General features: G+C 67.6%; 23 protein-coding genes. 13 read left to right on the top strand and 10 right to left on the bottom strand.

Features of this window, described 5'->3' with window-relative positions:
* Positions 1-13 precede the first annotated feature (13 nt).
* Entirely contained in the window at positions 14-658 is a 645-nt protein-coding gene (locus QH276_RS15235; protein WP_280401812.1) for a dihydrofolate reductase family protein, read from the bottom strand.
* Positions 659-717: 59 nt separating this feature from the next.
* Here QH276_RS15235 and QH276_RS15230 point away from each other — a divergent pair, with 59 nt between their 5' ends.
* Genes QH276_RS15230 through QH276_RS15220 form a run of 3 tightly spaced genes read left to right on the top strand, consistent with a single transcriptional unit; the run spans position 718 to position 2,693 of the window.
* The gene (locus QH276_RS15230) at positions 718-1,254 is read left to right on the top strand and encodes a winged helix-turn-helix transcriptional regulator (RefSeq protein WP_280401813.1); all 537 of its coding nucleotides are present in this window, start codon (positions 718-720) and stop codon (positions 1,252-1,254) included.
* Positions 1,255-1,291: 37 nt separating this feature from the next.
* Complete coding sequence (locus QH276_RS15225; RefSeq protein ID WP_280401814.1) at positions 1,292-2,173, top strand: SCO6745 family protein; 882 nt, start codon at positions 1,292-1,294, stop codon at positions 2,171-2,173.
* Positions 2,174-2,216: 43 nt separating this feature from the next.
* On the top strand, positions 2,217-2,693 hold the full coding sequence (locus QH276_RS15220; protein WP_280401815.1) for an OsmC family protein: 477 nt from the start codon (positions 2,217-2,219) through the stop codon (positions 2,691-2,693).
* Positions 2,694-2,732: 39 nt separating this feature from the next.
* On the opposite strand, the gene QH276_RS15215 is transcribed toward QH276_RS15220, so the two are convergent.
* Positions 2,733-3,272, bottom strand: coding sequence for a hypothetical protein (locus QH276_RS15215; protein ID WP_280401816.1), 540 nt, complete (start codon positions 3,270-3,272; stop codon positions 2,733-2,735).
* Positions 3,273-3,311: 39 nt separating this feature from the next.
* Positions 3,312-3,959 (bottom strand): DUF308 domain-containing protein, encoded by a 648-nt coding sequence (locus QH276_RS15210; protein ID WP_280401817.1) that lies wholly within the window; start codon positions 3,957-3,959, stop codon positions 3,312-3,314.
* 181 nt (positions 3,960-4,140) lie between these two features.
* Here QH276_RS15210 and QH276_RS15205 point away from each other — a divergent pair, with 181 nt between their 5' ends.
* Entirely contained in the window at positions 4,141-5,358 is a 1,218-nt protein-coding gene (locus QH276_RS15205; protein ID WP_280401818.1) for a TerC family protein, read from the top strand.
* Here QH276_RS15205 and QH276_RS15200 read toward each other — a convergent pair.
* Positions 5,347-5,736 (bottom strand): MmcQ/YjbR family DNA-binding protein, encoded by a 390-nt coding sequence (locus tag QH276_RS15200; protein ID WP_280401819.1) that lies wholly within the window; start codon positions 5,734-5,736, stop codon positions 5,347-5,349. The two genes, QH276_RS15205 and QH276_RS15200, sit on opposite strands and share 12 nt — an antisense overlap.
* Positions 5,737-5,898: 162 nt before the next feature.
* Complete coding sequence (locus QH276_RS15195) at positions 5,899-6,705, bottom strand: helix-turn-helix domain-containing protein (protein ID WP_280401820.1); 807 nt, start codon at positions 6,703-6,705, stop codon at positions 5,899-5,901.
* A gap of 86 nt (positions 6,706-6,791) precedes the next feature.
* Between QH276_RS15195 and QH276_RS15190 the strand changes: the two genes are divergently transcribed.
* A complete protein-coding gene (locus QH276_RS15190) occupies positions 6,792-7,235 on the top strand; it encodes a hypothetical protein (RefSeq protein WP_280401821.1) in 444 nt (147 codons plus the stop codon).
* 154 nt (positions 7,236-7,389) lie between these two features.
* Here QH276_RS15190 and QH276_RS15185 read toward each other — a convergent pair whose 3' ends face one another.
* Positions 7,390-8,313 carry a hypothetical protein gene (locus QH276_RS15185; protein ID WP_280401822.1) on the bottom strand — a complete coding sequence of 308 codons (924 nt, stop codon included), beginning with the start codon at positions 8,311-8,313 and terminating at the stop codon, positions 7,390-7,392.
* 415 nt (positions 8,314-8,728) lie between these two features.
* Between QH276_RS15185 and QH276_RS15180 the strand changes: the two genes are divergently transcribed.
* Together QH276_RS15180 and QH276_RS15175 are read left to right on the top strand one after the other, a co-directional pair.
* A complete protein-coding gene (locus tag QH276_RS15180; RefSeq protein ID WP_280401823.1) occupies positions 8,729-9,925 on the top strand; it encodes a tyrosine-type recombinase/integrase in 1,197 nt (398 codons plus the stop codon).
* Positions 9,926-10,185: 260 nt separating this feature from the next.
* The gene (locus tag QH276_RS15175; RefSeq protein WP_280401824.1) at positions 10,186-10,689 is read left to right on the top strand and encodes a hypothetical protein; all 504 of its coding nucleotides are present in this window, start codon (positions 10,186-10,188) and stop codon (positions 10,687-10,689) included.
* A 331-nt stretch (positions 10,690-11,020) separates the two neighbouring features.
* On the opposite strand, the gene QH276_RS15170 is transcribed toward QH276_RS15175, so the two are convergent.
* On the bottom strand, positions 11,021-11,863 hold the full coding sequence (locus tag QH276_RS15170) for an alpha/beta fold hydrolase (protein ID WP_280401825.1): 843 nt from the start codon (positions 11,861-11,863) through the stop codon (positions 11,021-11,023).
* Positions 11,864-11,965: 102 nt separating this feature from the next.
* Between QH276_RS15170 and QH276_RS15165 the strand changes: the two genes are divergently transcribed.
* On the top strand, positions 11,966-12,757 hold the full coding sequence (locus tag QH276_RS15165) for an SDR family NAD(P)-dependent oxidoreductase (protein WP_280401826.1): 792 nt from the start codon (positions 11,966-11,968) through the stop codon (positions 12,755-12,757).
* 263 nt (positions 12,758-13,020) lie between these two features.
* Here QH276_RS15165 and QH276_RS15160 read toward each other — a convergent pair whose 3' ends face one another.
* Complete coding sequence (locus QH276_RS15160) at positions 13,021-14,472, bottom strand: amidase (protein ID WP_280401827.1); 1,452 nt, start codon at positions 14,470-14,472, stop codon at positions 13,021-13,023.
* A 346-nt stretch (positions 14,473-14,818) separates the two neighbouring features.
* On the opposite strand from QH276_RS15160, the gene QH276_RS15155 reads away from it, so the two are divergent.
* From QH276_RS15155 to QH276_RS15145, 3 genes are read left to right on the top strand one after another with little or no spacing between them, the layout of a single operon-like run.
* Positions 14,819-15,052, top strand: a complete 234-nt coding sequence (locus QH276_RS15155; protein WP_280401828.1) for a hypothetical protein — start codon at positions 14,819-14,821, stop codon at positions 15,050-15,052.
* 2 nt (positions 15,053-15,054) lie between these two features.
* Positions 15,055-15,390 carry a metalloregulator ArsR/SmtB family transcription factor gene (locus QH276_RS15150; protein ID WP_280401829.1) on the top strand — a complete coding sequence of 112 codons (336 nt, stop codon included), beginning with the start codon at positions 15,055-15,057 and terminating at the stop codon, positions 15,388-15,390.
* Positions 15,391-15,404: 14 nt separating this feature from the next.
* Entirely contained in the window at positions 15,405-16,154 is a 750-nt protein-coding gene (locus tag QH276_RS15145) for a DUF2071 domain-containing protein (RefSeq protein ID WP_280401830.1), read from the top strand.
* A gap of 172 nt (positions 16,155-16,326) precedes the next feature.
* On the opposite strand, the gene QH276_RS15140 is transcribed toward QH276_RS15145, so the two are convergent.
* Positions 16,327-17,058: a dienelactone hydrolase family protein gene (locus QH276_RS15140; RefSeq protein ID WP_280401831.1), complete on the bottom strand. Its 732-nt coding sequence runs from the start codon at positions 17,056-17,058 to the stop codon at positions 16,327-16,329.
* 482 nt (positions 17,059-17,540) lie between these two features.
* Between QH276_RS15140 and QH276_RS15135 the strand changes: the two genes are divergently transcribed.
* The gene (locus QH276_RS15135; RefSeq protein ID WP_280401832.1) at positions 17,541-18,866 is read left to right on the top strand and encodes a family 1 glycosylhydrolase; all 1,326 of its coding nucleotides are present in this window, start codon (positions 17,541-17,543) and stop codon (positions 18,864-18,866) included.
* 64 nt (positions 18,867-18,930) lie between these two features.
* Positions 18,931-20,121 carry an AI-2E family transporter gene (locus QH276_RS15130; RefSeq protein ID WP_280401833.1) on the top strand — a complete coding sequence of 397 codons (1,191 nt, stop codon included), beginning with the start codon at positions 18,931-18,933 and terminating at the stop codon, positions 20,119-20,121.
* Positions 20,122-20,125: 4 nt separating this feature from the next.
* Here QH276_RS15130 and QH276_RS15125 read toward each other — a convergent pair whose 3' ends face one another.
* A complete protein-coding gene (locus QH276_RS15125) occupies positions 20,126-20,779 on the bottom strand; it encodes a TetR/AcrR family transcriptional regulator (protein ID WP_280401844.1) in 654 nt (217 codons plus the stop codon).
* Positions 20,780-20,845 lie beyond the last annotated feature (66 nt).

Raw genomic sequence — 20,845 nt, 5'->3', positions numbered from 1 at the left:
GCCACTCTGCTGTTCAGCGGCGCCAGAACAGGTGGTGCACCATTCCGCTCGGGCTGGGGACCTTCTCCAGATGGAACCGGTCCAGTAGTTCCTCGGGACGTTCCCACAGGCGTTCACCGGCGCCGAGCTCGTTCGGGGCGACGGCAATGTGCAGGGTGTCGATCAGATCGGCGGCCAGGAACTCGCGGACCGTCGCCACGCCGCCGCCGATCCGCACATCCTTGCCGTCGGCGGCGGCGAACGCCTGCTCCAGCGCCTTTTCCGGGGCGGCGTCGAGGAAATGGAAGGTGGTCTCGCCGCGGGTGAACGAGGGGCGCGGATAGTGGGTGAGGACGAACACCGGGGTGTGGAACGGCGGTTCGTCACCCCACCAGCCCTGCCAGTCGTAGTTCTCCCAGGGTCCGCGTTGCGGGCCGAATTTGTTGCGGCCCATGATCTCCGCGCCGATATTGCGGGCGAAATCGCGGGTGAAGTAGTCGTCGAGGCCGCGCGTGCCGCCGGGATCGGTGCGGTTGGGCCAGCTGGCGGTGGCACCGGCCCACGCCATCATGACTGCCGGATCCGCGTGGCCGAAGGGCCGGTCGAGGCTCTGTCCGGTGCCGGCGCCGTAGCCGTCGGCGGAGATGGTGAAATTCTGCACGCGCACGAGTGGGCTCATCTGAAACTCCTTCTGATTTCGTTCTGCAACCAGTTGCGAACCTAGCCTAGACTGATCTCATGACGCAACCAGTTTCTCCGGCGGTGCTGCCCGTAGCACCCGGCAAATCCGGCTGCCCGATCAATATGACCATGGAACTGCTCGGCGACCGCTGGAGCCTGATCGTGCTGCGCGACATCATGTTCAGCACCAACACCCACTTCCGGGAACTGCTCGGCGCCTCCATGGAAGGGATAGCGTCCAATATGCTCGCCGCCCGGCTCGCCAAACTCGTCGACGCCGGACTGCTCAGCCGCGAGGACGACCCCAGCCACCGGCAGAAGGTCGAATACCACCTCACCGAAGCCGCCATCCAGCTCGTCCCCCTCATCACCGAACTGGGTGCCTGGGGCGCCCGCTGGCTACCCACCACACCCGAACTGGCCATCCGCGCGCAACTGCTCGCCGACGGCGGCCCCGCGCTCGGGCAACGCTTCATGGACGAACTCCGCGATATCCACCTGCACCGGCGCCGGCCACCCGGCGACGGAGTACTCGCCGAACTCACCGCCGCCTACCAGGAAATCGCCCGAGCCGAAGCCCATCCGGACACGTAAGGCACCGAACCCGACCACCGCCAGTAGCGTGCAGGGTATGACCCTCGCACTTCCCGCGTTCGCCCGGCAGGCGTGGACCCTGCTCGAACCGCTGCACGCTGTCACCTACTTCTCCCCCGAACCGCTCCACGCGCTGAAAACCGCCGGATACCGCGGATTCTGGATGGGCTATTTCGCCGGCCGCAGCGCACCACTCGGACCGGTAGGCCCGGAAATCGTGCACGCGCTGTTCTACAACTTCCCCGTCGACCGGATCGCGAAAGCACTACCGTCGGCGTGGGAATTCGCCCCGCCGGAGGCGGCGCTCACCGCCCGGGAACAGGGCGCGACCGCCGCCCTGCGCCGCCAGCTGGGCGGCCTCGCCACCGGCCCCGACCTGGCCGCGGCCGCCGACCTCGCCTGCCGCGCCGCCGCGGCGGCCCCGCTGGAAGGCCGGGCCCTGTTCGCCGCCAACCGGGCATTGCCCGAACCCGCCGACCCCCTCGCCCGCCTGTGGTACGCCGCCACCCTGCTGCGCGAACACCGCGGGGACGGGCATATCGCCGCCCTGCTCGCCGCCGGAGTCGGCGGCCGGGAATCCCATGTCCTGCAAGCCCTGGCCAACGGCACCGACCCCGGGATCTACACCGTCTCCCGTGACTACGACGACCAGGAATGGGCCGCGCGCCACGACACCCTCCGCAACAGAGGGTGGGCCGGCGACCACGGTCTCACCGACACCGGCGCCGCCGTGAAACAGGAGATCGAGGCCCGGACCGATACCGCCGCCGCTTCCGCCTACACGGTCCTGACAGCCGAGGAACGAGACGAACTGCTACGCCTGCTGCGTCCGCTGGCACGCGCAGTGATCGCCGCCGGGGAAATACCCCGCGTCACCCCGATCGGCCTGGACCTGGGCGAGGCCGCGTCCGCCCGCTGAACCGAGTCGACGAGCGCCGCCCCGGCCCGGCAGGATCGCGGATATGACGCGCACCCACCATTACGAATGCCGCACCGACTGGACCGGGGCCGGCGCCACCGGAACCGCCGACTACCGCTCCTACGAACGCTCCTACGTCACCCGGGCACCCGGCCTCCCGGAGTTGCACGGTTCCTCCGACCCCGCCTTCCGCGGCGACGACACCCGCTGGAACCCAGAACTCCTGCTGGTCGCCGCACTGAGCCAATGCCACCTGCTGTGGTGTCTGCACCTGTGCGCAGTGAACGGGGTGACGGTCCTCGGCTACCACGACGACGCCCGGGCGACCATGGCCGAAACCGGCGACGGCGGCGGCCACTTCACCGGAGCCGAGCTCCGGCCGATAGTGACCGTCGCGACCGCCGACATGGTCGAGCGGGCCCGCGCACTCCACCACGATGCCGCCGCGAAATGCTTCATCGCGGCCTCGGTGAACTTCCCGGTGACCCACACACCGCAGGTGACGGTGGCCGGCAGGTGAACTCACCGGCGACACCCAGGCCGGCCGCGCGGGATGCCGCTACCAGACCAGAGTGAGCTCCGGGATGCGGACGCGGCCGAAGAACCGTTTCGCGATATCGCTACCGTCGAAGTTGTAACCGTTCATGATCTCCGCCAGCTCCGTGGCCAGCTCCTGCAGTTGCGGGCTCACCCGCTCGATACCGTCCTCCTCGACCCAGCCCCAATCCCGGGGCACATTGTCGATGGTGATATCGATACACCCATGATGCGGCAGATCCACCGTGATCTCGATCTGCACCGGCGCATCACCCAGCGGATCCCGCAACGCCGGCTCGCCGGGCCGGCTGGGGCGCGCGAACATGAGCCGCGCCAGCGCGATATCGGCGCGGATCATCTCCGCCACCGCCGGCAGATCCGCATGCTTGCCCACCCGATGATGGCGATCACCGTAGGTGCGGTCACCGATCGGCGCGTCGCCGCTGCGGGCCAGCAGCCGATCCAGCATGCGCTGGGCTGTCGCCCGCTCGCCGACCCCGGTATTGGGGTGCTCGATAAGAGCACGCAGGCGCATGATCCGATGGCTCGCAATGATCGCCATAGCAGCAAAGAGTAGCGAAACTCCGACGGATCCGGCGGCTCAGTCGGGGGCGCGTCCCCCCGAACCTCCCGCACTCGCGATCACCGAGGTCAGATGCTCCTCCGGGCTCAACGCCTCCCCCTCCCCGGACGACACCGCCAGCGGTGAACGCAGCGCCGTCCACACCTCCAGCACACCGAACGCCGTCATACCGCAGCCGGCCACCACGGCCAGCATCTCGATACTGCCGAACGGCGCGATCGCGATCACCAGACCCGCGGTCAACGTCGCCAGACCGAACAACTCCTGTTTCCCCCGGCCGGTCACCTCGTCGTCGTCCCATACACCCGCCACCGCATGCGCGATACCGCGCACCGACCACGCCAGCCCCAGCCACATCGCCAGCAGCAGCGTCCAGTTACCCGCCCGGAAACACAGGGTCGCCGTCACCAGCGAGACCACCGCCGCCAGCAACAGCAGCGCCCGCGGGAAACGACTCAACCCGCTGCCGAACGCCACCGCCGCCAGCGACACCGCCCCGCACAGCAGCGAGAACATGAACAGGTTTCCCACCACACCCAGCGATTTGTCCGGCCAGGCTACTGTGGCCACCCCGATCACCACCGAACAGACACCCATAGCCAGTACGGTCTGGCGAACTCCACGACCGAATACCGGAGCGTCCCCCGCTTCCTCGTAGGTCGGCATAGTTGAATGATATGGCCAACAGGCCCGGATTGCCGAACGGTTGCCATTACCCGCGGTATGTCGCGAACCGGCGGCGGCGACCCGCACTCGCGACACCACCCGCCAAACGCCGCCACCGAACGGGTACGGCACTACAGTCGCAGCCAGACACCTGCCCAGGGCGCCGATCAGGAGGGCCGTCGTGACCGTTCCCGCACTGGCCTGGGCGTGCACCCTCGTCCTGATCGCCGCGCTGTTGCTGTTCGACTTCTTCTTCCACGTCCGCAGCGCCCACACCCCCACCCTCCCCGAAGCCGGAATCTGGTCGGCCGCCTACATCGGGATCGCCGTCGCGTTCGGATTCGCGGTCTGGGGATTCGGCGGAACCACCATGGGCGTCGAATACTTCGCCGGCTACATCACCGAAAAAGCGCTGTCGGTCGACAACCTCTTCGTCTTCCTGATCATCATGACCACCTTCCGGGTGCCCAGCGCCGCCCAGCAGAAAGTACTGCTCGTCGGGATCGTGTTCTCTCTCATCGTGCGCACCGGATTCATCTTCGTCGGCGCCACCCTGATCAACCGCTTCGCCTGGGTGTTCTACCTGTTCGGCGCCGCACTGCTCATCACCGCCGGAAATATGCTGCGCCCCGAAGGGGAAGACAGCCACGCCACCGACAACATCGTCCTGCGGCTCGCCCGCCGCTTCCTGCGCACCAGCGACGCCTATGACGGCGACAAACTGTTCACCACCGTCGACGGGCGCCGGCATATGACCCCGATGATGCTCGCCATGGTCGCCATCGGCGGCACCGACGTCCTGTTCGCACTCGACTCCATTCCCGCCATCTTCGGGCTCACCCAGAACGTCTTCATCGTCTTCACCGCCACCGCCTTCTCCCTGCTCGGCCTGCGCCAACTGTTCTTCCTCCTCGAAGGCCTGCTCGACCGCCTCATCTACCTCGGCTTCGGACTCGCCGCGGTCCTGGCCCTCATCGGCGTCAAACTCGTCCTGCACGCCCTGCACGAGAACAACGTCCCGTTCATCAACGACGGCGAACCGGTACCGGTCACCGAGATCTCCACCGGTCTCTCGCTGGCCCTGATCGTGCTGATCCTGGTCATCACCGTCATCGCCTCACTGCTCAGCCCCGCCGGGCGCGCACAAACCGCGGTCGCCAACGCCCGCCGCCACGCCACCCGCTACCTCGACCTCGGCTACGAAGCCGACCAGAACCTGCGTGAACGCACCTACAACAAGATGCTCGACGAAGAGAAAACCCTCACCGGACTACCGGTCAAATACCGGCGGCGCATCCGGGAAGGCGAAAAAGAACTGATCGCACTGCTGAAACGTGCGCACGTCGTGCACGCGGACCGGATCGCCCGGATGCAAGCCGGGCTACCACTACGCATGTGAGTCCGGCGCCCCCTCCTGCTGCTCGTCGAGACGAGCCACCAGCGTTTTCGGCGCGACGACCCGGTAGGCGTCGGTGACGATTTCGGCGATCTCCGCCCAATCCACCGGAACATCCAGATAGACGCCGAGCCAGCCGCGATGCCCGACATACGGCGGGCGGAAAAACCGTTCCGGTTCCGCGGTCACCAGCGCCTCCTGCGCGCCCGGCGGCGCGGCACACCAGAAACTCAGCCGATCGTCGTGATGGTGATCGGCGTAGGTGACGAACGTCTTCTTCCCCCGAATGAACCACGTCGGCTCACCGTGACTGAGCCGTTCGGTGGTCTCCGGCAACGCGGTACACAGTCGGCGCAGATTCGACAGCGGGTCCTCGGGCATGCGCTCACCGTAGCGCGCGGAGCGCCACGCCGGCGTGGACGAATGGAAACCGCCGGGACCGGCGCCCGGTCACCAGGGAAGGATCTGCTCGACACCGTCGCCGCGGGCCCCGGCCTGCACCACCGGCCTATCGGGCCGGCTCGGCGAACCACCGGCAGATCGCTAGTAGGACGGTATCGTGCGCCGCTCGGCGCGACGGCGCAGGATTTCGGCGGTGTGGTCGTCGGCGGGCAGGAAAGCCTCCAGGAGGAGTTCGGAAAGGGTGATGTCGACGGCGGTGGCGAAGCTGGTGATCGTGGTGATCAGCCGGAGTTCGCCCTCGGGGCTGCTCAGGCGTAGGGGGACGGCGAAACCGAGGTGGTCGGGGCCCAGGTGTGCCTCCGGGAGATAGCTCTCGAGTTCGGCAATGAACTCGTCCAGCCCGGGATCGGGGCTGCGCAGGGCTTTACCACGCAAACCTTCGGTGACATGGCGGCCCCATTCGGGCAGATTCTGTACGCGCCGCGCCAGCCCATCGGGATGCAGGGCCAAACGGAGCACGTTGATCGGCGCGGTGATCAGCTGCGCCGCGCACCCTTCGGTGAGGATGTCGATCGCGGCATTGGCGGCGACCAGCCGGCCGTAGGGCCGGGTGACGACCGCGGGGTAGGGCAGATGTCCGTCGAGAATACGCTCCAGCGCGATGCGGACCGGACCCAATTCCGGCGTATTCAGGTCGGATTCGGGGAAGATCGGAGCGTATCCTGCTGCGAGCAGCAAACCGTTGCGCTCACGGAGCGACAATTCCAGCGATTCGGCCAACCGCACCACCATGGTGCGACCAGGTCGCGAGCGTCCCTGCTCCAGAAAGCTCAGATAGCGCTGGCTGGTATCGGCGCGAACGGCCAGATCGAGCTGGCTCATATGCCGTCGGGTTCGCCAGCGCCGCAACTGCTGCGCGAACGCACTCGGCTCCACCACCGTGGTCATGACTCCAGTGATATCCGACCCGACGCGCCCGCGCCATTCCCTGCAGGGAATCGCGCCGCAGCATCGAGTTCGCAAAGCTCTGAGCCATGAGCAAGCGATTCGATGACACTGAACTGACCGCCTTCGCTGAGCGTTACACGGCCCAGTGGAACGAGGCCGACCCGGAGCTGCGGCGTAAGCGGATCCATGAGATCTGGGCGCCGGCCGGTGCGCAGATCCTGGTCGATCCGCCGGTGGAAATCCGGCAGGCGGCCGCACAACTGGGCTTCGTGGTGCCCACACTGGAAGTACGCGGCCACGACGCGATACAGGCGCGGGTGGCTCGCGCCTACGAGATGTTCGTCGCCCCCGGCGACCACCTCTTCGAGGCGGGCCAGGCCACCGAACTGCCCACCGGTCTGATCGGCCTGTCGTGGTCGATGGTCGCGCGCGCCGACGGCGCAGTCGCCGGCGGCGGCTACGAGGTCATCGGCCTCGACGCCGACGGCCGCATCTGCTTCGACCACCAGTTCATCGAGGGAGTGCGATGAACTGGTGGTCGCAAGCGGCCCCCTCTGCCCCGGCGGCCCGGCCGTGAGCGCGGGTGGCCTCACTGAACCCGGCTGCCCGCTTCGTACTTCGTGCGCTTCGTCCTCTCTGTGCCCGGAATCCGGGGCAGCCATCGAGTTCGCGTAGTACGGCGTTCTATCGGTCCGTCCCGGTGGACGACAGCAGCGCGTCGAGTTGGCTCTCCGCACGTTCGGCGCGGGCCAGAGTCTGCGCCCGCGCCTGATCCAGCGCCTCGATCCGCTGCGCTGCTTCGGCGCGGAGCTTCTCGACCTGGGCGGCCGCCTCGGCGCGGGCAGCGGCCGACTCCGCCGCCGTCGAACGGCGCAATTCGGCGAGCTCGGCCCGGACGGCATCGTATTCGGTGCGCAACCGCTGCAATTCCGCCCGCGCCTCCCGCGCCGCCTCCGCACGTTCGGCGGCCGACTGTTCGGCCCGCTCCAGTGCACGGTCGATATCGGTGGCCCGCTGCACCGCAAGATCCCGATCGGCCGTGGCAGCGCGCACTTTCTGAGTGCACTCACGGCCGGCGCGTTCGATATCGGCCTGGGCCGCGCGGCGGATGCGGTCGATCTCCGTGGTGCATTCCGCGCGCACCCGCTCCACCTCGGCGGCCGCCTCGCTTTTCGCGGCACGCACATCTTCCTCCGCGATCCGGCGGGCCTCGAAAACCTCCTCGGCGGCGCGGGCCGAGATCTTTTCCACCTCGCTCAGTGCGTCGTCACGCGCGGCCTCTGCCTCGGTGACCCGCTCCTGCGCGGCGGCGATGCGGGCCTCGGCGGCTTCCGCCGCCGCGATCGCATCCTCGGTGGTTTCCTCGGCGCGGGCGCGCGCCTCTTGGGCCTCGCGGCGAGCCTTTTCAGCCGCGGCCGCGGCCATCTCGGCTTCGGCTATCCGGTGGGCGGCGGATGCCTGAACCGCCTGTACCTGTGCTTCGGCGGCCGAGGGATCGGCGAGCGTGCCCATCTCTTTGACCGCCGCGTCGAGCGTGGTGCCCAGTTGTTCGGCCAGGCTGCGGAATTGAGTGAGGAGTTCGTCGGCGCGGAGGCGGGCCGCGGTCACCGGGCCACTTTGCGTCACTGTGACGGAATCGGGCGGGGTTTCTGCGTCTTCTTGGAGCCGTTGCCTTTCGCGCCATGCGCGCCACCGGGTGTGGTCGGGACGGTCGCAATACTCCGACGGCCGCCCGGGGCCGGTGGGGCGTGGAATCGGCTGAGAACAGCCCGGATAGTTGCAGGTACTCGGCACCGGGAAATCGTAGCGTTGGTTTCGTCGAATCAAACGTAACGACACGAAACGTAATTCCGGGAAACCGACTGAGGCCCTGGCGGACTCGCCGGATCCTGACCTCCGATAAGTGAACATTATCGGCAGCCAGGACGATAGGGTTGCGGGAGAGACATTCCTGACCAATACGTTTCGTTACGTTGGCGCAAACCAAACGTATTGTGCGACTCAATTACCGAGGAGAACCCAGGTGACCGAACCGGCCGTGGAACTACCCGACACCGTCCGCACCGAACTCCGCCGCGGCGTCACCAGCGTCCTCGTCGACACCGCCGCACTACGCAGCGTCCGCGAACGCTTCGACAGCGAACAAGCCACCGCGCTCGGCCGCTACCTCACCGCCTCCCAATCCCCCAACACCCTGCGCGCCTACCGCACCGACTGGGTCGCCTGGGCAGCCTGGTGCGCCCGCGAAAACCGGCAAGCACTCCCCGCCGACCCCCTCGACGTCGCCGTCTACCTCGCCGCCGCGGCCGACGCCCGCACCACCACAGGACGCCCCGCGTACAGCCCCGCCACCCTGGAACGAAAATCCGCCGCCATCGCCGCGGTCCACGCCGCCAACGGATTACCCGCACCCACCCGCAGCGACGTCGTCCGGCTCACCCTGCGCGGCATCCGGCGCACCCGCCGCACCAGACCCGACCGCAAACGACCGATCCTGCTGCATACCCTCGGCGAACTCCTCACCGGCCTACCGGAACCCGGCTGGCCCGGCGAACCCGCCCGCCGCCGCGACACCCTCCTCCTACTCCTCGGCTTCGCCGGCGCACTGCGCCGCAGCGAACTCGCCGGCCTGCGCCTCGCCGATGTCCACTTCGGCACCGATCACGGCACCGGCGAACCACTCCTGCTGATCCACCTGCCCACCACCAAAACCGATCCCACCGGAATCACCGAACAACACGTCGCACTCCCCCGCGGCCGCCAGGCACACACCTGCCCCGTCTGCGCCTGCGCCGAATGGCTACGCCTGCTCGCCGCACACACCGACAACCCGGCACATGTCCGAACCTGGATCGAGGAACTCCCCGGCCGCGAGCCCCATATCCACCGCTGCCACGGCTACCACCCCGACCCGCGGCTCACCCCCACACAATCCCTTTTCCCCGCGATCAACCGGCACGGCGGCATCGGCGACACCGCCCTCTCCGGACGAGCCGTCGCCGAAATCGTCAAACGCTACGCCGCCCGCGCCGGACTCGACCCCACGCTCTTCTCCGGCCACTCCCTCCGCGCCGGCTTCGCCACCCAGGCCGCCCTCGGGGGCGCCGCCGACCGCGAAATCATGCGCCAGGGCCGGTGGAGCAACCCCCGCACCGTCCACCGCTACATCCGAACCGCCGACCCCCTCGCCGACAACGCCGTCACCAAACTCGGCCTCTGAACACCGAGCCGCCCTACCGCGAGGGCCGCGCGGTCATGACGGTGCGGTCTCGATCCGGCATCGCCCGGTGCCGGGGGTGCGCAGAGCGCCCGCCGTCGCGACCCGGTCGCGTCCGATAACCGCGAGTGAGTGTCCTACCAGCGAAAACACCGCGGATTTCGGACAAACTCGGAGGGGTTCGAGGGGGCCGCACTGTGCGAGGATATTGAGCGCTCCACGAGTCAGTCCGTTTCAAAACCCCCCTTTGGAAGGATGCTCAGATGGCGCAAGACACCAGTACCGCCGCCCGCACCAGCACCGGCAACGGCAGCGGTCAGCAAGTCCAGAACATGGAAATGCTGCGCATGGGCCTGGACGAGATCCGGCAGGAAGCACAGCAGGCGCGGCAATACGCCCAGCAGGCACAGAATCTCGCCCGCCAGGTGCAACAGCAGGCCCGGCAGGTCCAGCACCAGTCCCAGATCGCGCAGAGCGCGGCCAACCAGGCCGCCCAGCAAGCCCAGCAAGCCCGCCAGCAGGCACAGCAGGCACAGAACCAAGCCCAGCAGGCGCAGAGCGAAGCCGACCGGTCGCAGAGCCAGGCCCAGCAGGCCCAGGCCGATGCCAACCAGGCCAACCAGCGCTGTCAGTCGGCACAGGACCAGGCCGACCAGGCCGCCTACCTCGCCCAGCAGGCCGAGGAACAGTCCAGCCGGGCCCAGGACCGCGCGATGCAGTGGGAACTGCAGATGCACCAAATGCGCCAGCAGGTCCGCCAGATGTAGTTCGACCGGGCACCCGCAGGGCAGTAGCCCCGCAGGCCCGTGCGGGGCCCGGTGTATCACCGGGCCCCGCACTCGTCGACGGGCACGGGCACGGCCGAACGACGCGATCGGACCGCAGGCTACGTGTTCGGCGGCTTACATGAGCCACCGCAGGGGTGCGGCGGATTCCGGTATAGATAATCGAGGCAGCTCACAATTGCGCTTTTGATAATCACCGCGTGTCGCGGTCGACGTCGGTCTCGGTCGTGAGGGTACGCGCCGAACGCTACCTCGTAGGACCTACACCGTACGAAAGCGTGCGACAGCTGGTTCGACGCGACACGGCGTCTTATCAATCCGATCGAATACGGGAGAAGATCATGCGGGAGAGCGCTTCGGGAGCCTCCTCGGGGATCCAGTGGCTCACCCTGTGCAGCACCTCCAAGCGGTATTCCGCCGCCACATACTCCACCGACGCATCCACACCCGACCGGGTCACGGCCATATCGCCATCACTCCACACGAAAGTGGTCGGCACCTCCACCACGGGCACCGAACTCCACGAATCACCCGCCGCGCGATACCAGTTGAGCGCCGCCGTCATTGCCCCCGGCGCACTCAGCCGGGCGATATGCCGCGCCACGAGATCCGCCGGAACCGCGTCCCCGAAACCGGCCCGCAATCCCGCGCATCCGTCGGCCAGCAGTAACTCCTCGGGCGCATCGGGCTGCTGGAAAAACGCCATATAGCCGGACCGTTCCGCCTGCTCCGGGTCGATCTCGCGCGCCCGGGCGAAAGCCGCCGGATGCGGCACCGATACCGCGGTCAGCGACGTGATCCGCTCCGGATGCCGGGCCGCCACCTCCCACGCCACGATCGCGCCCCAATCGTGGCCCACCAGATGGACCCGCTCCAGGCCCAGCGCATCACAGAGTCCGACAACATCGGCGCGGAGTTCGGACAGGCTATAGGAGTCCACGTCATCGGGCCGGGCGCCCGGAGAATAGCCGCGCTGCTCAGGTGCATAGGAACGCACACCTTGTGCCGTCAACCGCTCCGCCACCAGGTCCCACGATGCGGCGCTCTGCGGAAAACCGTGCAGTAGCAGCACATCGGCCCCGCGGACCGGCTCGCCCGGGTGAATCCGCACCTCGAACTCGAACTGGGCGACGGGCACCGTGCAGACTTCGGCCATGCGGGCATGCTAGCCAAACCCGCGGCAAGCTGCTAGACAGCTGTATAGATAGTTGTCCGAAGCGGTCGGCGGTCCCGCCCGGCCCGGCACGGAGGAATCCCTATGAGCACACCCGGGCAAGTCGCGATCATAGTCGGCGGCGCCTCTGGAATCGGCTGGGCCACGGCCCGGCTCATGGCCGGCCGCGGCGATACCGTGATCATCGCCGACCTCGACGGCCACGCCGCGAGCACCCGCGCCGCCGAGCTCGGCGGAAACGCCGCCGGCCATCAGGTGGAAGTGACCGACGAGGGCGGTATGCGGGCACTCTTCGACACGGTCACCGCCGACCACGGCCCGATCGGCATCGTCGTCGACTGCGCTGGGATCTCCCGGCCCGGAACCATCGCCGATCTCTCACTCGCCGACTGGAAAGCCACCGTCGACGTCTGCCTCACCGGGGCCTTCCTCACCGTCAAAGAGGCCGCCCGCACCATGCGCGACGGTGGGTCCATCGTGCTCGTGGCCTCCCTGAACGGCCGGCAACCCGGCGTGGGAATGAGCGCCTACTGCTCGGCCAAGGCCGGGGTTCTGATGCTCACCGAAGTCGCGGCCATGGAACTCGCACCACGCGGAATCCGCGTCAACGCGGTCAATCCGGGCTTCGTCCACACACCACTCACCTATGGTGCCACCCTCGTTCCGGGGCTGGTCGACGAATATATCGAGAACACACCACTCGGCCGCGCCGGAACCCCGGAGGATGTCGCCGGCACCATCGGTTTCCTGACCTCCGCCACCGCAGGTTGGATGACCGGCGCCGCCGTCGACCTCAACGGCGGCGCCCACACGATGCGGTACCCGGACATCGTCCAGCGAGTCGCCGATATGACCGCATCCGGCAACGACAACTGAGGTGGCCCCCTCTGTCCTTGTAGTGGGTGGGAGGGTTGCTGGATTGGTTGGTGCCACTGGATGGTTAATACAGTTATTAATGCGCATATCGCAGTAGGGCAAAGATATGCCTGAAAGGCTCCCAGAGGATCAGCCGGATATCCCGGGTGCTGGGCCCTGTATGCGATACCGGGCCCAGCACCCGGGATACGTCGCCTCCTCGGTGCCCCGGTCTCGGCTCGTCGCAGCCACTCCCCTCCCCTGGTTCCGGGGAGACAACGCCCCTACGCCGGCACCTGGACACCACCGATTTCCCGCTCGAGCAATTCGGCCAGCCGCAGGGGGGTCCGGTCCTCGTACATCGGACCGATGAGCTGCACCCCGACCGGCAGCCCCTCGGGCGAGCGGCCCGCGGGAATTGCGGTGGCGGGCAGGCCTGGCATGGTGGCCACGCCGGCCAGGACGAGTTGGTCGAAATACGGGTATTCGACGCCGTCGATTTCGATGCGCCGGTCTTCCAACCCCCCGTCGTGGTTGTGCGGGAACGCGGGCGTGGGGCTGATAGGGCACACCACGGCATCGAACTCGGTGAAGAGCTGCCGCCAGCCGTGGCGGTGAAGTTCGCGACGGCCGCTCGCCGCGACCCAGTCGCGGTGGCTGAGCACCATGCCACGCAACCGTGCCGCAGCCGGACTTTGGTCGTCCGCGCTCAGGGCGGCGGCATGGGTTTTCAGTCGTTCGTACTCGTCGGCCGCAAGGCCCGCGGCGGCGTTCGACAGCATCAGCAACATGTAGAGGGTCGCCGCTTCGGTCGGATCAGGCAGCAGCGGACTGCGCCATTCGACACGGGCACCCGCGTCGGCGAGAGCCGCGGCGACCCGGTGCACGCCTGCCCGCACGGCCGATCCGGTCGGAATCAACGGGTGGTCCTCGATGATCAGGACACGGAAATCCGCCAGCCGTTCGTGGCGCGCGGGCGGCAAGGCGATGCCGTAGGCGCGGCCGTGGGTCAGCGGATCCGGGCCCGCCATCACGTCGAGCAGCAGTGTGAGGTCGCGGGCGGTGCGCGCCATCGGACCGGCGACAGCGAGGTCGAGATCGACCGGCAACGCCGGTGCGGGCGGCGCGACCATACCGCGGGCCGCCACCAGCCCGAGGGTCGGCTTATGCGCGTAGACACCGCAGAAATGCGCGGGGGTACGCAGTGAACCGGCGAGATCGGAGCCGATCGACAGTGCCCCGAACCCGGCCGCCAAGGCCGCCGCGGAACCACCGGACGAACCACCGGACGTACGGCCGTGATCCCACGGATTGCTGGTCGTGCCGTAGATCTCGTTGAAGGTCTGGATATCCCGCAGCATCACCGGCACATTCGTCTTACCCAGCACCACCGCGCCCGCGGCTTTCAACCGCGATACCTGTACCGCGTCCTCGGCCGGCACGTGATTCCGGTACTGCGGCATGCCCCAGGTCGTGGGTAGCCCGGCCATGTCGTAGGACTCCTTGACCGTCACCGGAATACCCAGCAGCGGCCGGCCCTCGCCGCGGGAGCGCGCCCGGTCGGCCGCGCGGGCGGCGACCCGCGCATTGTCGAAGTCGGGTACGCAGATCGCGTTGATCATTGTGTCGTCGCGTTCGATGCGGGCGATCGCCGCCTCGGTCAAATCCACCGAAGTCACCGCACCGGCACGCAAAGCAGCCGCCAGCTCTTCGGCCGGCCGAAAATTCCAATCCATGAATCCGACGCTATTTCCCCGCCGCAGAAGCCATAAAATGCCGCGTCGCACAACACGCATTTCGGGGTCCGTAGAACTCGCGCGGAAACAGCGGTAATTGCCTGACCAGCAGCGATGTCGGGCTTCCGGTTATGAGTTGATTGGGCTACACGCGCGGTGCGGGGCGCTGGTGATGCGGTCGAGGTGGAGCGGCCGACGCTGCACTCCTCCGCCAGGTCCGCAAGGCTCGCGTCATCGCGATCGTGATCGGCGGTGGATCGTTTCCGGGCGGTGACAGGGGTTTGGGCTGCTTGCCCTCGAGGCGGCCCGTCGCGCGGCCCTTGGCCATGCCTTCGCGGGGGCGCATGTGGCCGAGATCGGCCTCCATGGCGAGGGTCTGGAGGAAAAGCTTGCCGAACGGGTCGGCCCAGTCGTAGAACTGGGCGACGAGCCCGACAGGATCTCCCGTCCGCGCAGGCTGGTCAGGATCTCCTCGGCTTCGGCCATGTTGCGCGCGTGGGCTGATGTCTGTGGCCACCACGTGATCTGGCGGCCGGAAAACCTTCCTTATTCGCTATTTAGCTACGGTGCTAAATTGTAAACATGACCGAGTTCGGGCCCGAAGAGGAAGCTGGAGTGTTCCGCGCACTGGCCGACTCCACACGTCGACAGATCTTGGAGGACCTCCGCTCCGGCGAGTTGACCGCAGGTGATATCGCCGCGAGGTTTCCGATCAGCGGTCCCTCGATCTCCCGGCATCTGGGCGTGCTCAAGGCAGCCGGGCTCGTCCGAGAGCGACGAGCCGCCAATCGAATCTACTACTCGCTTGTCGAGGAACGACTGGCGCTGTGTGTCGGCAGATTCCTTAGCGCGATCTGCCCGGAACAGGTCATCGTCAGGCAGCGCAGACCGCGAACCAACAAGAACAGGGGAACCTGATGAGACCTCCGCGGATGTCCAGCGTCGTCGAGCGACGCCTTCTTGTGAACTATCGAATCGAGCCCGAGGTCGCCGCGCGCTTGGTGCCGCCGCCGATGCGCCCTCAATTGGTTGACGGCCGGGCAGTTGCCGGTATCTGCCTGATCCGCCTCGGACAGTTCCGCCCCAGTTGGCTACCCGGCTGGGTCGGGATGCGCACCGAGAACGCAGCGCATCGCATCGCTGTCGAGTGGGATGGTCCGCAAGGACTCTCGACCGGCGTGTACATCTCGCGCCGCGACAGCGGTTCGGCGATCAATGTCCTTGCCGGTGGCCGACTGTTTCCGGGTGAGCACAGTTCGGCGCGGTTCGACGTGCGAGAAACAGCGCAAGACCTGCACGTGGCCTTCACCAGTCAAGACAAGTCGATCTCCGTGAGCGTGGACGCCCGGACCGCCGAGCGGTTCCGAGGAAGCGAACTGTTCGCCGATCTGGTGCAGGCATCGGACTTCTTTCGGCGTGGCTCGGCCGGATTCTCGGCCACACGTGGCGGTCAGTGCCTTGATGGGCTCGAACTCCAGACGGACGGATGGCAAGTCGAGCCGGTCGATATCCAATCGGTTCGGTCTACGGTCTTCGACGACCGGGACCGGTTCCCGCCAGGCAGCGCGGTGCTCGACTGCGCCTTACTCATGCGGCAGGTGCCGGCGACCTGGCACCCCCTTCCGCCCCTGCGGGTCGAGGCCGGTTCCACGCCTGCAGGGAATAGCGCACATCGGGAGTAAGTGCACTGCGCCAGTCATCGGGCGGGTAGCCCCGGACCCAGCGCCCCGTACACGCCGGATCATTCAGTCCGATGTGCAGATGCGCGCGGCTGTTCACGGTCATCGAACCCGCACCGAGCAGCTCGCATCACCTGGATTCACAGCTGCCCGGTGCGGATCGCCCGAGCTTGCCCTACTTCAGGTGCCGGGCGAAGAACCGGTTTCCGGCATCCCCCTCGAACTCCGGGACACCGGTGTGACCGCCCATATTGGCGTGCAACGTCTTCTCGGATGAGCCGAAGGCGTCGAACAGATCCAGGGCCATCTGCCGGTCGTTCCATTCGTCGTCCCACTGCAGCAGCACCAGCAACGGAATGGTGAGCCGCCGGGCCTCCTCGAGGATGCTGCGGGGTACGAAACTACCGGCGAACAAGAGGGCAGCCGAAATACGCGGATCCACCACCGCCAGCCGGACGCCGATCGAGATCACCCCGCCCGAAAACCCGACCGGGCCACCGATCTCCGGCAGGGTGAGGAGGGCGTCCAGGGCGCCCTGCCATTCCGGAACCGACATGTCGACCAGCGGGAGAACGAGCCGGTCGATGATCTCGTCGTCCACCGGGTCGCCCGCCGCCAGCGCCCGGCGCAGGTCCGCTCGGGCCTGCTCGGCGACGGCGGAACGGGGCCGGACACCGCTGCCGGGGAGTTCGATGGTGGCCGCGGCGAAGCCCTCCCCCACGGCGTGCCGGGCCCGGGCCGCCAGCCGTGGATACATCATGTCCAGTCCGCCGGGGTGGCCCACGAGGATCAGCGGTGCCGGGTTGCGGACAGAATCGGATGTCCACAGGATGCCGGGAATCTCGCCGAGCGTGAATCCGCGTTCGAGGACGCCGTCGTCGAGGCGCTGCTCGGAAGTGAAGTGCATGGTCGTGCCTTTCGGGAGCTGATGAACGGCGCTCCCGGACGACCTATCGCCCGACCGTGATCCCAGCGAGGAGCACCCATGTCGATACTGCGTTCACGGGTATCACCTCCTCGTTTCTCACACGGCCGCCGGAAAGATAGCAGGGCCGGCGGACACCGGGCAAACGATTTGAGCCAGGCGCGGTCCTGTAGGCGATGTACTTGCCTGACGGGGAAGCCGGAGGGAGAACCGATAGCGCCGACATTCGGGTGGGCAGGTCCTTGGCCTCGATGTTTTGTGGAGCTTCGAAAAACGTGGCGTGAAGATATATTGAGCTAACACATGGTTAGATGCGCATATCCGCGTATCAGTATCTTTCTTATGGGCAGGCGGGTTGGGTGGTGAAAAGTATTGCGCCCGGCGGTGTCCCGTTAGGCTTGTGCGTCGGGACCAGTACCGCACCGAGCCGGCCACGGCCGCGTGCAGAACAGGAGGCCGACTCGATGGTTGCGTGGAATCGCCGCCGATTTCTGGCCACCGGCACACTCACCGCCGGGGCGCTCGTACTGGGCTCGGCGACGGCCGGTGCCCGCCCTGCTCCCCCGCTGGAGGTGGCGCCGCTCGGCCGCGAATTCTTGTGGGGAGTGGCGTCTTCGGGGTTCCAGTCCGAGGGCCGGGCGCCGGACAGCAACTGGACACGGTATATCGCCGCCGGGAAAACCGAGGACCCATACCACGACTCCGTCGATTTCTACTCGCGGTATCGCTCGGATATCGCGCTCGCCGCACAGCTGGGCGGGCGGGTCTACCGGATCGGGATCGAATGGGCCCGGGTGCAGCCGCGGCCGGGCGTATGGGACGAGGACGGGTTCCGGTTCTACGACGACGTCATCGACAGTATCCGCGCGGCCGGGATGCGGCCGATGCTGACCCTCGACCACTGGGTCTACCCGGGATGGCAGGCCGAGCGGGGCGGCTGGCGGCGCGCCGGCATGGTCGACGACTGGCTCGCCAACGCCCGCACCGTCGTCGACCGGTACGCGGCCGCGGACCCGCTGTGGATCACCTTCAACGAGCCCGCGGCCTACCTCATGAACGAGGTGCGCCACGGCGGGATAGCGGTCACCGATATCCCGGCGATGCAGGACCGCCTGGCCCTCGCCCACGACGCCGTGTACGACCATATTCACCGCGTACAGCCGGGCGCGATGGTCAGCAGCAATGTCGCCTACATCCCGGCTGCCGAGGACTCGATCAACGGTGCGTTCGTGGACCGCATCGGGGCACGGCTCGATTACATCGGGATCGACTACTACTACGGGTTCTCCCCGCACAGTCTGCTCACCCAGTTCCCCGATCCGGGCAAGCTGTGGACGCTGTCCCTGCAGCCGGAGGGGATCTACTACGCACTCGACCACTACGCGCGGCGCTTCCCCGGTAAGCCCCTCTACATTGTGGAAAACGGTATGCCGACCGAGAACGGCCGGCCCCGCGCCGACGGCTATACGCGCGCCGACCTGCTCCGCGACACCGCCTACTGGCTGCAGCGCGCGGCCGCCGACGGGATGAACGTGATGGGCTACAACTACTGGAGTCTCACCGACAACTACGAGTGGGGTTCCTACACCCCACGGTTCGGGCTCTACACAGTCGATGTCCTGACCGATCCGTCCCTCACCCGCCGCCCCACCGACGCGGTGGCCGCCTACACCGCGATCACCCGGCACGGTGGTGTACCGGGCGACTACCGGCCGACTCGGGCGCCGGCCGCCTGTTCGATCGTGGACGGACTGTCCAGTTGCACCGATCAGGTGACCGTGCCGCGCTGACGCTTCACGCGCACCACCGAGCCGGTGTACTGCCGCGGTCGGTGGGTCGTGCGAGACTGGCCGGGTGAACGGGGAGAAGGAAATCCGCGACGACAGCGCCGACACGTCCACCACCGGCTCACTGGACCGGGGGGACGTGATCGGCTCCGGGGTGCTGTGGCTGGCGAAATGGGCCCTGTGCGTGGTGGCCATCGCGGCCGGGGCCTGGGTGCTGGGGTTCCTCGCGGCGAAACTGTGGGTGGTGCTGCTGCCGGTACTGCTGGCGATCGTGATCGCCACTGTGCTGTGGCCGCCCACCGGACTGCTGATGCGTATCGGGCTGCCGCCCGCGGCCGCCGCATCGCTCACCCTGATCGGTTTCATCGGAGTGCTGGCGGGCGGGATCGCACTGATCGTGCCGTCGGTGGTGGATCAGGTGCCCGAACTTTCCGACAAAGCCACCACCGGTATCAACACCGTGCGCGATTGGCTGCAGGGTCCGCCGCTGAACATGCGCGACGAACAGCTCGATTCGGCGGTGGACGCGGTGGTGTCGCGATTGCAATCCAGCGCCGAGCAGATCGCGTCCGGGGTGTTCACCGGGGTCAGCACAGCGACATCGGTCCTGGTGACGTTGTTCCTGGTGCTGGTGCTCACCTTTTTCTTCATCAAGGACGGGCCCAAATTCCTGCCGTGGCTGCACAAGTTCCTCGGTGGGCGCAGCGGCCGGCATTTCGAGGAAGTGCTGGTGCGGGTGTGGCAGGTCCTCGGCGGATTCATCCGCACGCAGGCGGTGGTCAGCTTCATCGACGCGTTCTTCATCGGTCTCGGGCTGGTGATCCTCGGGGTTCCGCTGTGGGGTGTGCTGACGGCACTGACCTTCGTCGGCGGTTTCATCCCGATGGTGGGTGCCTTCGTGGCCGGGGCACTCGCCGTCCTCGTGGCCTTGGTCGGCAACGGGTTCACCACGGCGCTGATCGTGCTGGCGATTATCGTCGCGGTCCAGCAGCTCGAGGGGAATGTGCTGCAACCGGTGTTGCAGAGCCGGACCATGAAACTGCACGCCGTGGTGGTTCTGCTCGCGGTGACCGGCGGCGGCACGCTGTACGGGATCACCGGCGCGTTCCTGGCCGTCCCGGTGGTGGCCGTGGTGGCGGTGGTGGTCCGCTATATCAGCGAGCAGATCGATGTGACCGTCGCCCGGTCGGCCCGCGGTGCGGACAACGACGCGCGGCCGCTGGTGGTCGACAAGGAGGCCGGGGTCACCGAGAAGTAGGCGCTCACGCCACGAGCAGTGACTCCAGCGCCGCGAGATGCGCGTCGAACACCTGCCCCCGATCGCTGAACGTATCGGCGCCGTACATATCGAAGACGTCGAAACTCACGGCCCCGAACAGGCCGCACCAGACGGTGAGCGCCCGGGCCAGCGCCCAATCGGGCAGATCCACCTCGAACTCGTCCCGGATACGGCGGAAATCCCGGGCCAGCGCGCCGGGGACCGGCGGGTCCACGGCGGGGCGGATCAGAAGCTGCCGGTCGTGGGCTCGGGCGATGATCCGTAGGAGGGTGACGATCACCCGGGTTCCCGGGGTGATCGTGCGGTCGGCGGGGGCCGCGTAACCGGGAACCGGAGTGCCGAACAGCAGGCCGTACCAGGCGGGTTCGGCCAGCGCCCAGGCGCGGACGGTACGCGCGGTGATCCGCAAGCGCTCGAGCGGATCGTCCGGGGCCTGCGCCAGCGCGGCGTCGACCGCGTCGCCGAGGGCGTCGTAGCCCTCGATCACCAGCAGGGTCAGCAATTCGTCACGGCTCCGGACGTAGCGGTACACCGCGGAGGAAACCACCCCGAGATCGCGGGCCACCGCGCGTAAGGAGAGAGCGGCGGCGCCGTCGGTGGCGAGATGTTCGCGCGCGATACGCAGGATATCCGCCATCGTCTGGGCGCGGGCGCGGGCACGGGGGGTCGTCACCGGACCAGCCTGCTCAATTTCGAGAGCAGT

Origin of the sequence: Nocardia carnea (assembly GCF_029869215.1) — a bacterium.
Classification (GTDB): Bacteria; Actinomycetota; Actinomycetes; order Mycobacteriales; family Mycobacteriaceae; genus Nocardia; species Nocardia carnea_B.
Note: the sequence above shows the minus strand (reverse complement) of the source record. Positions and strands in the feature narration are given on the sequence as shown.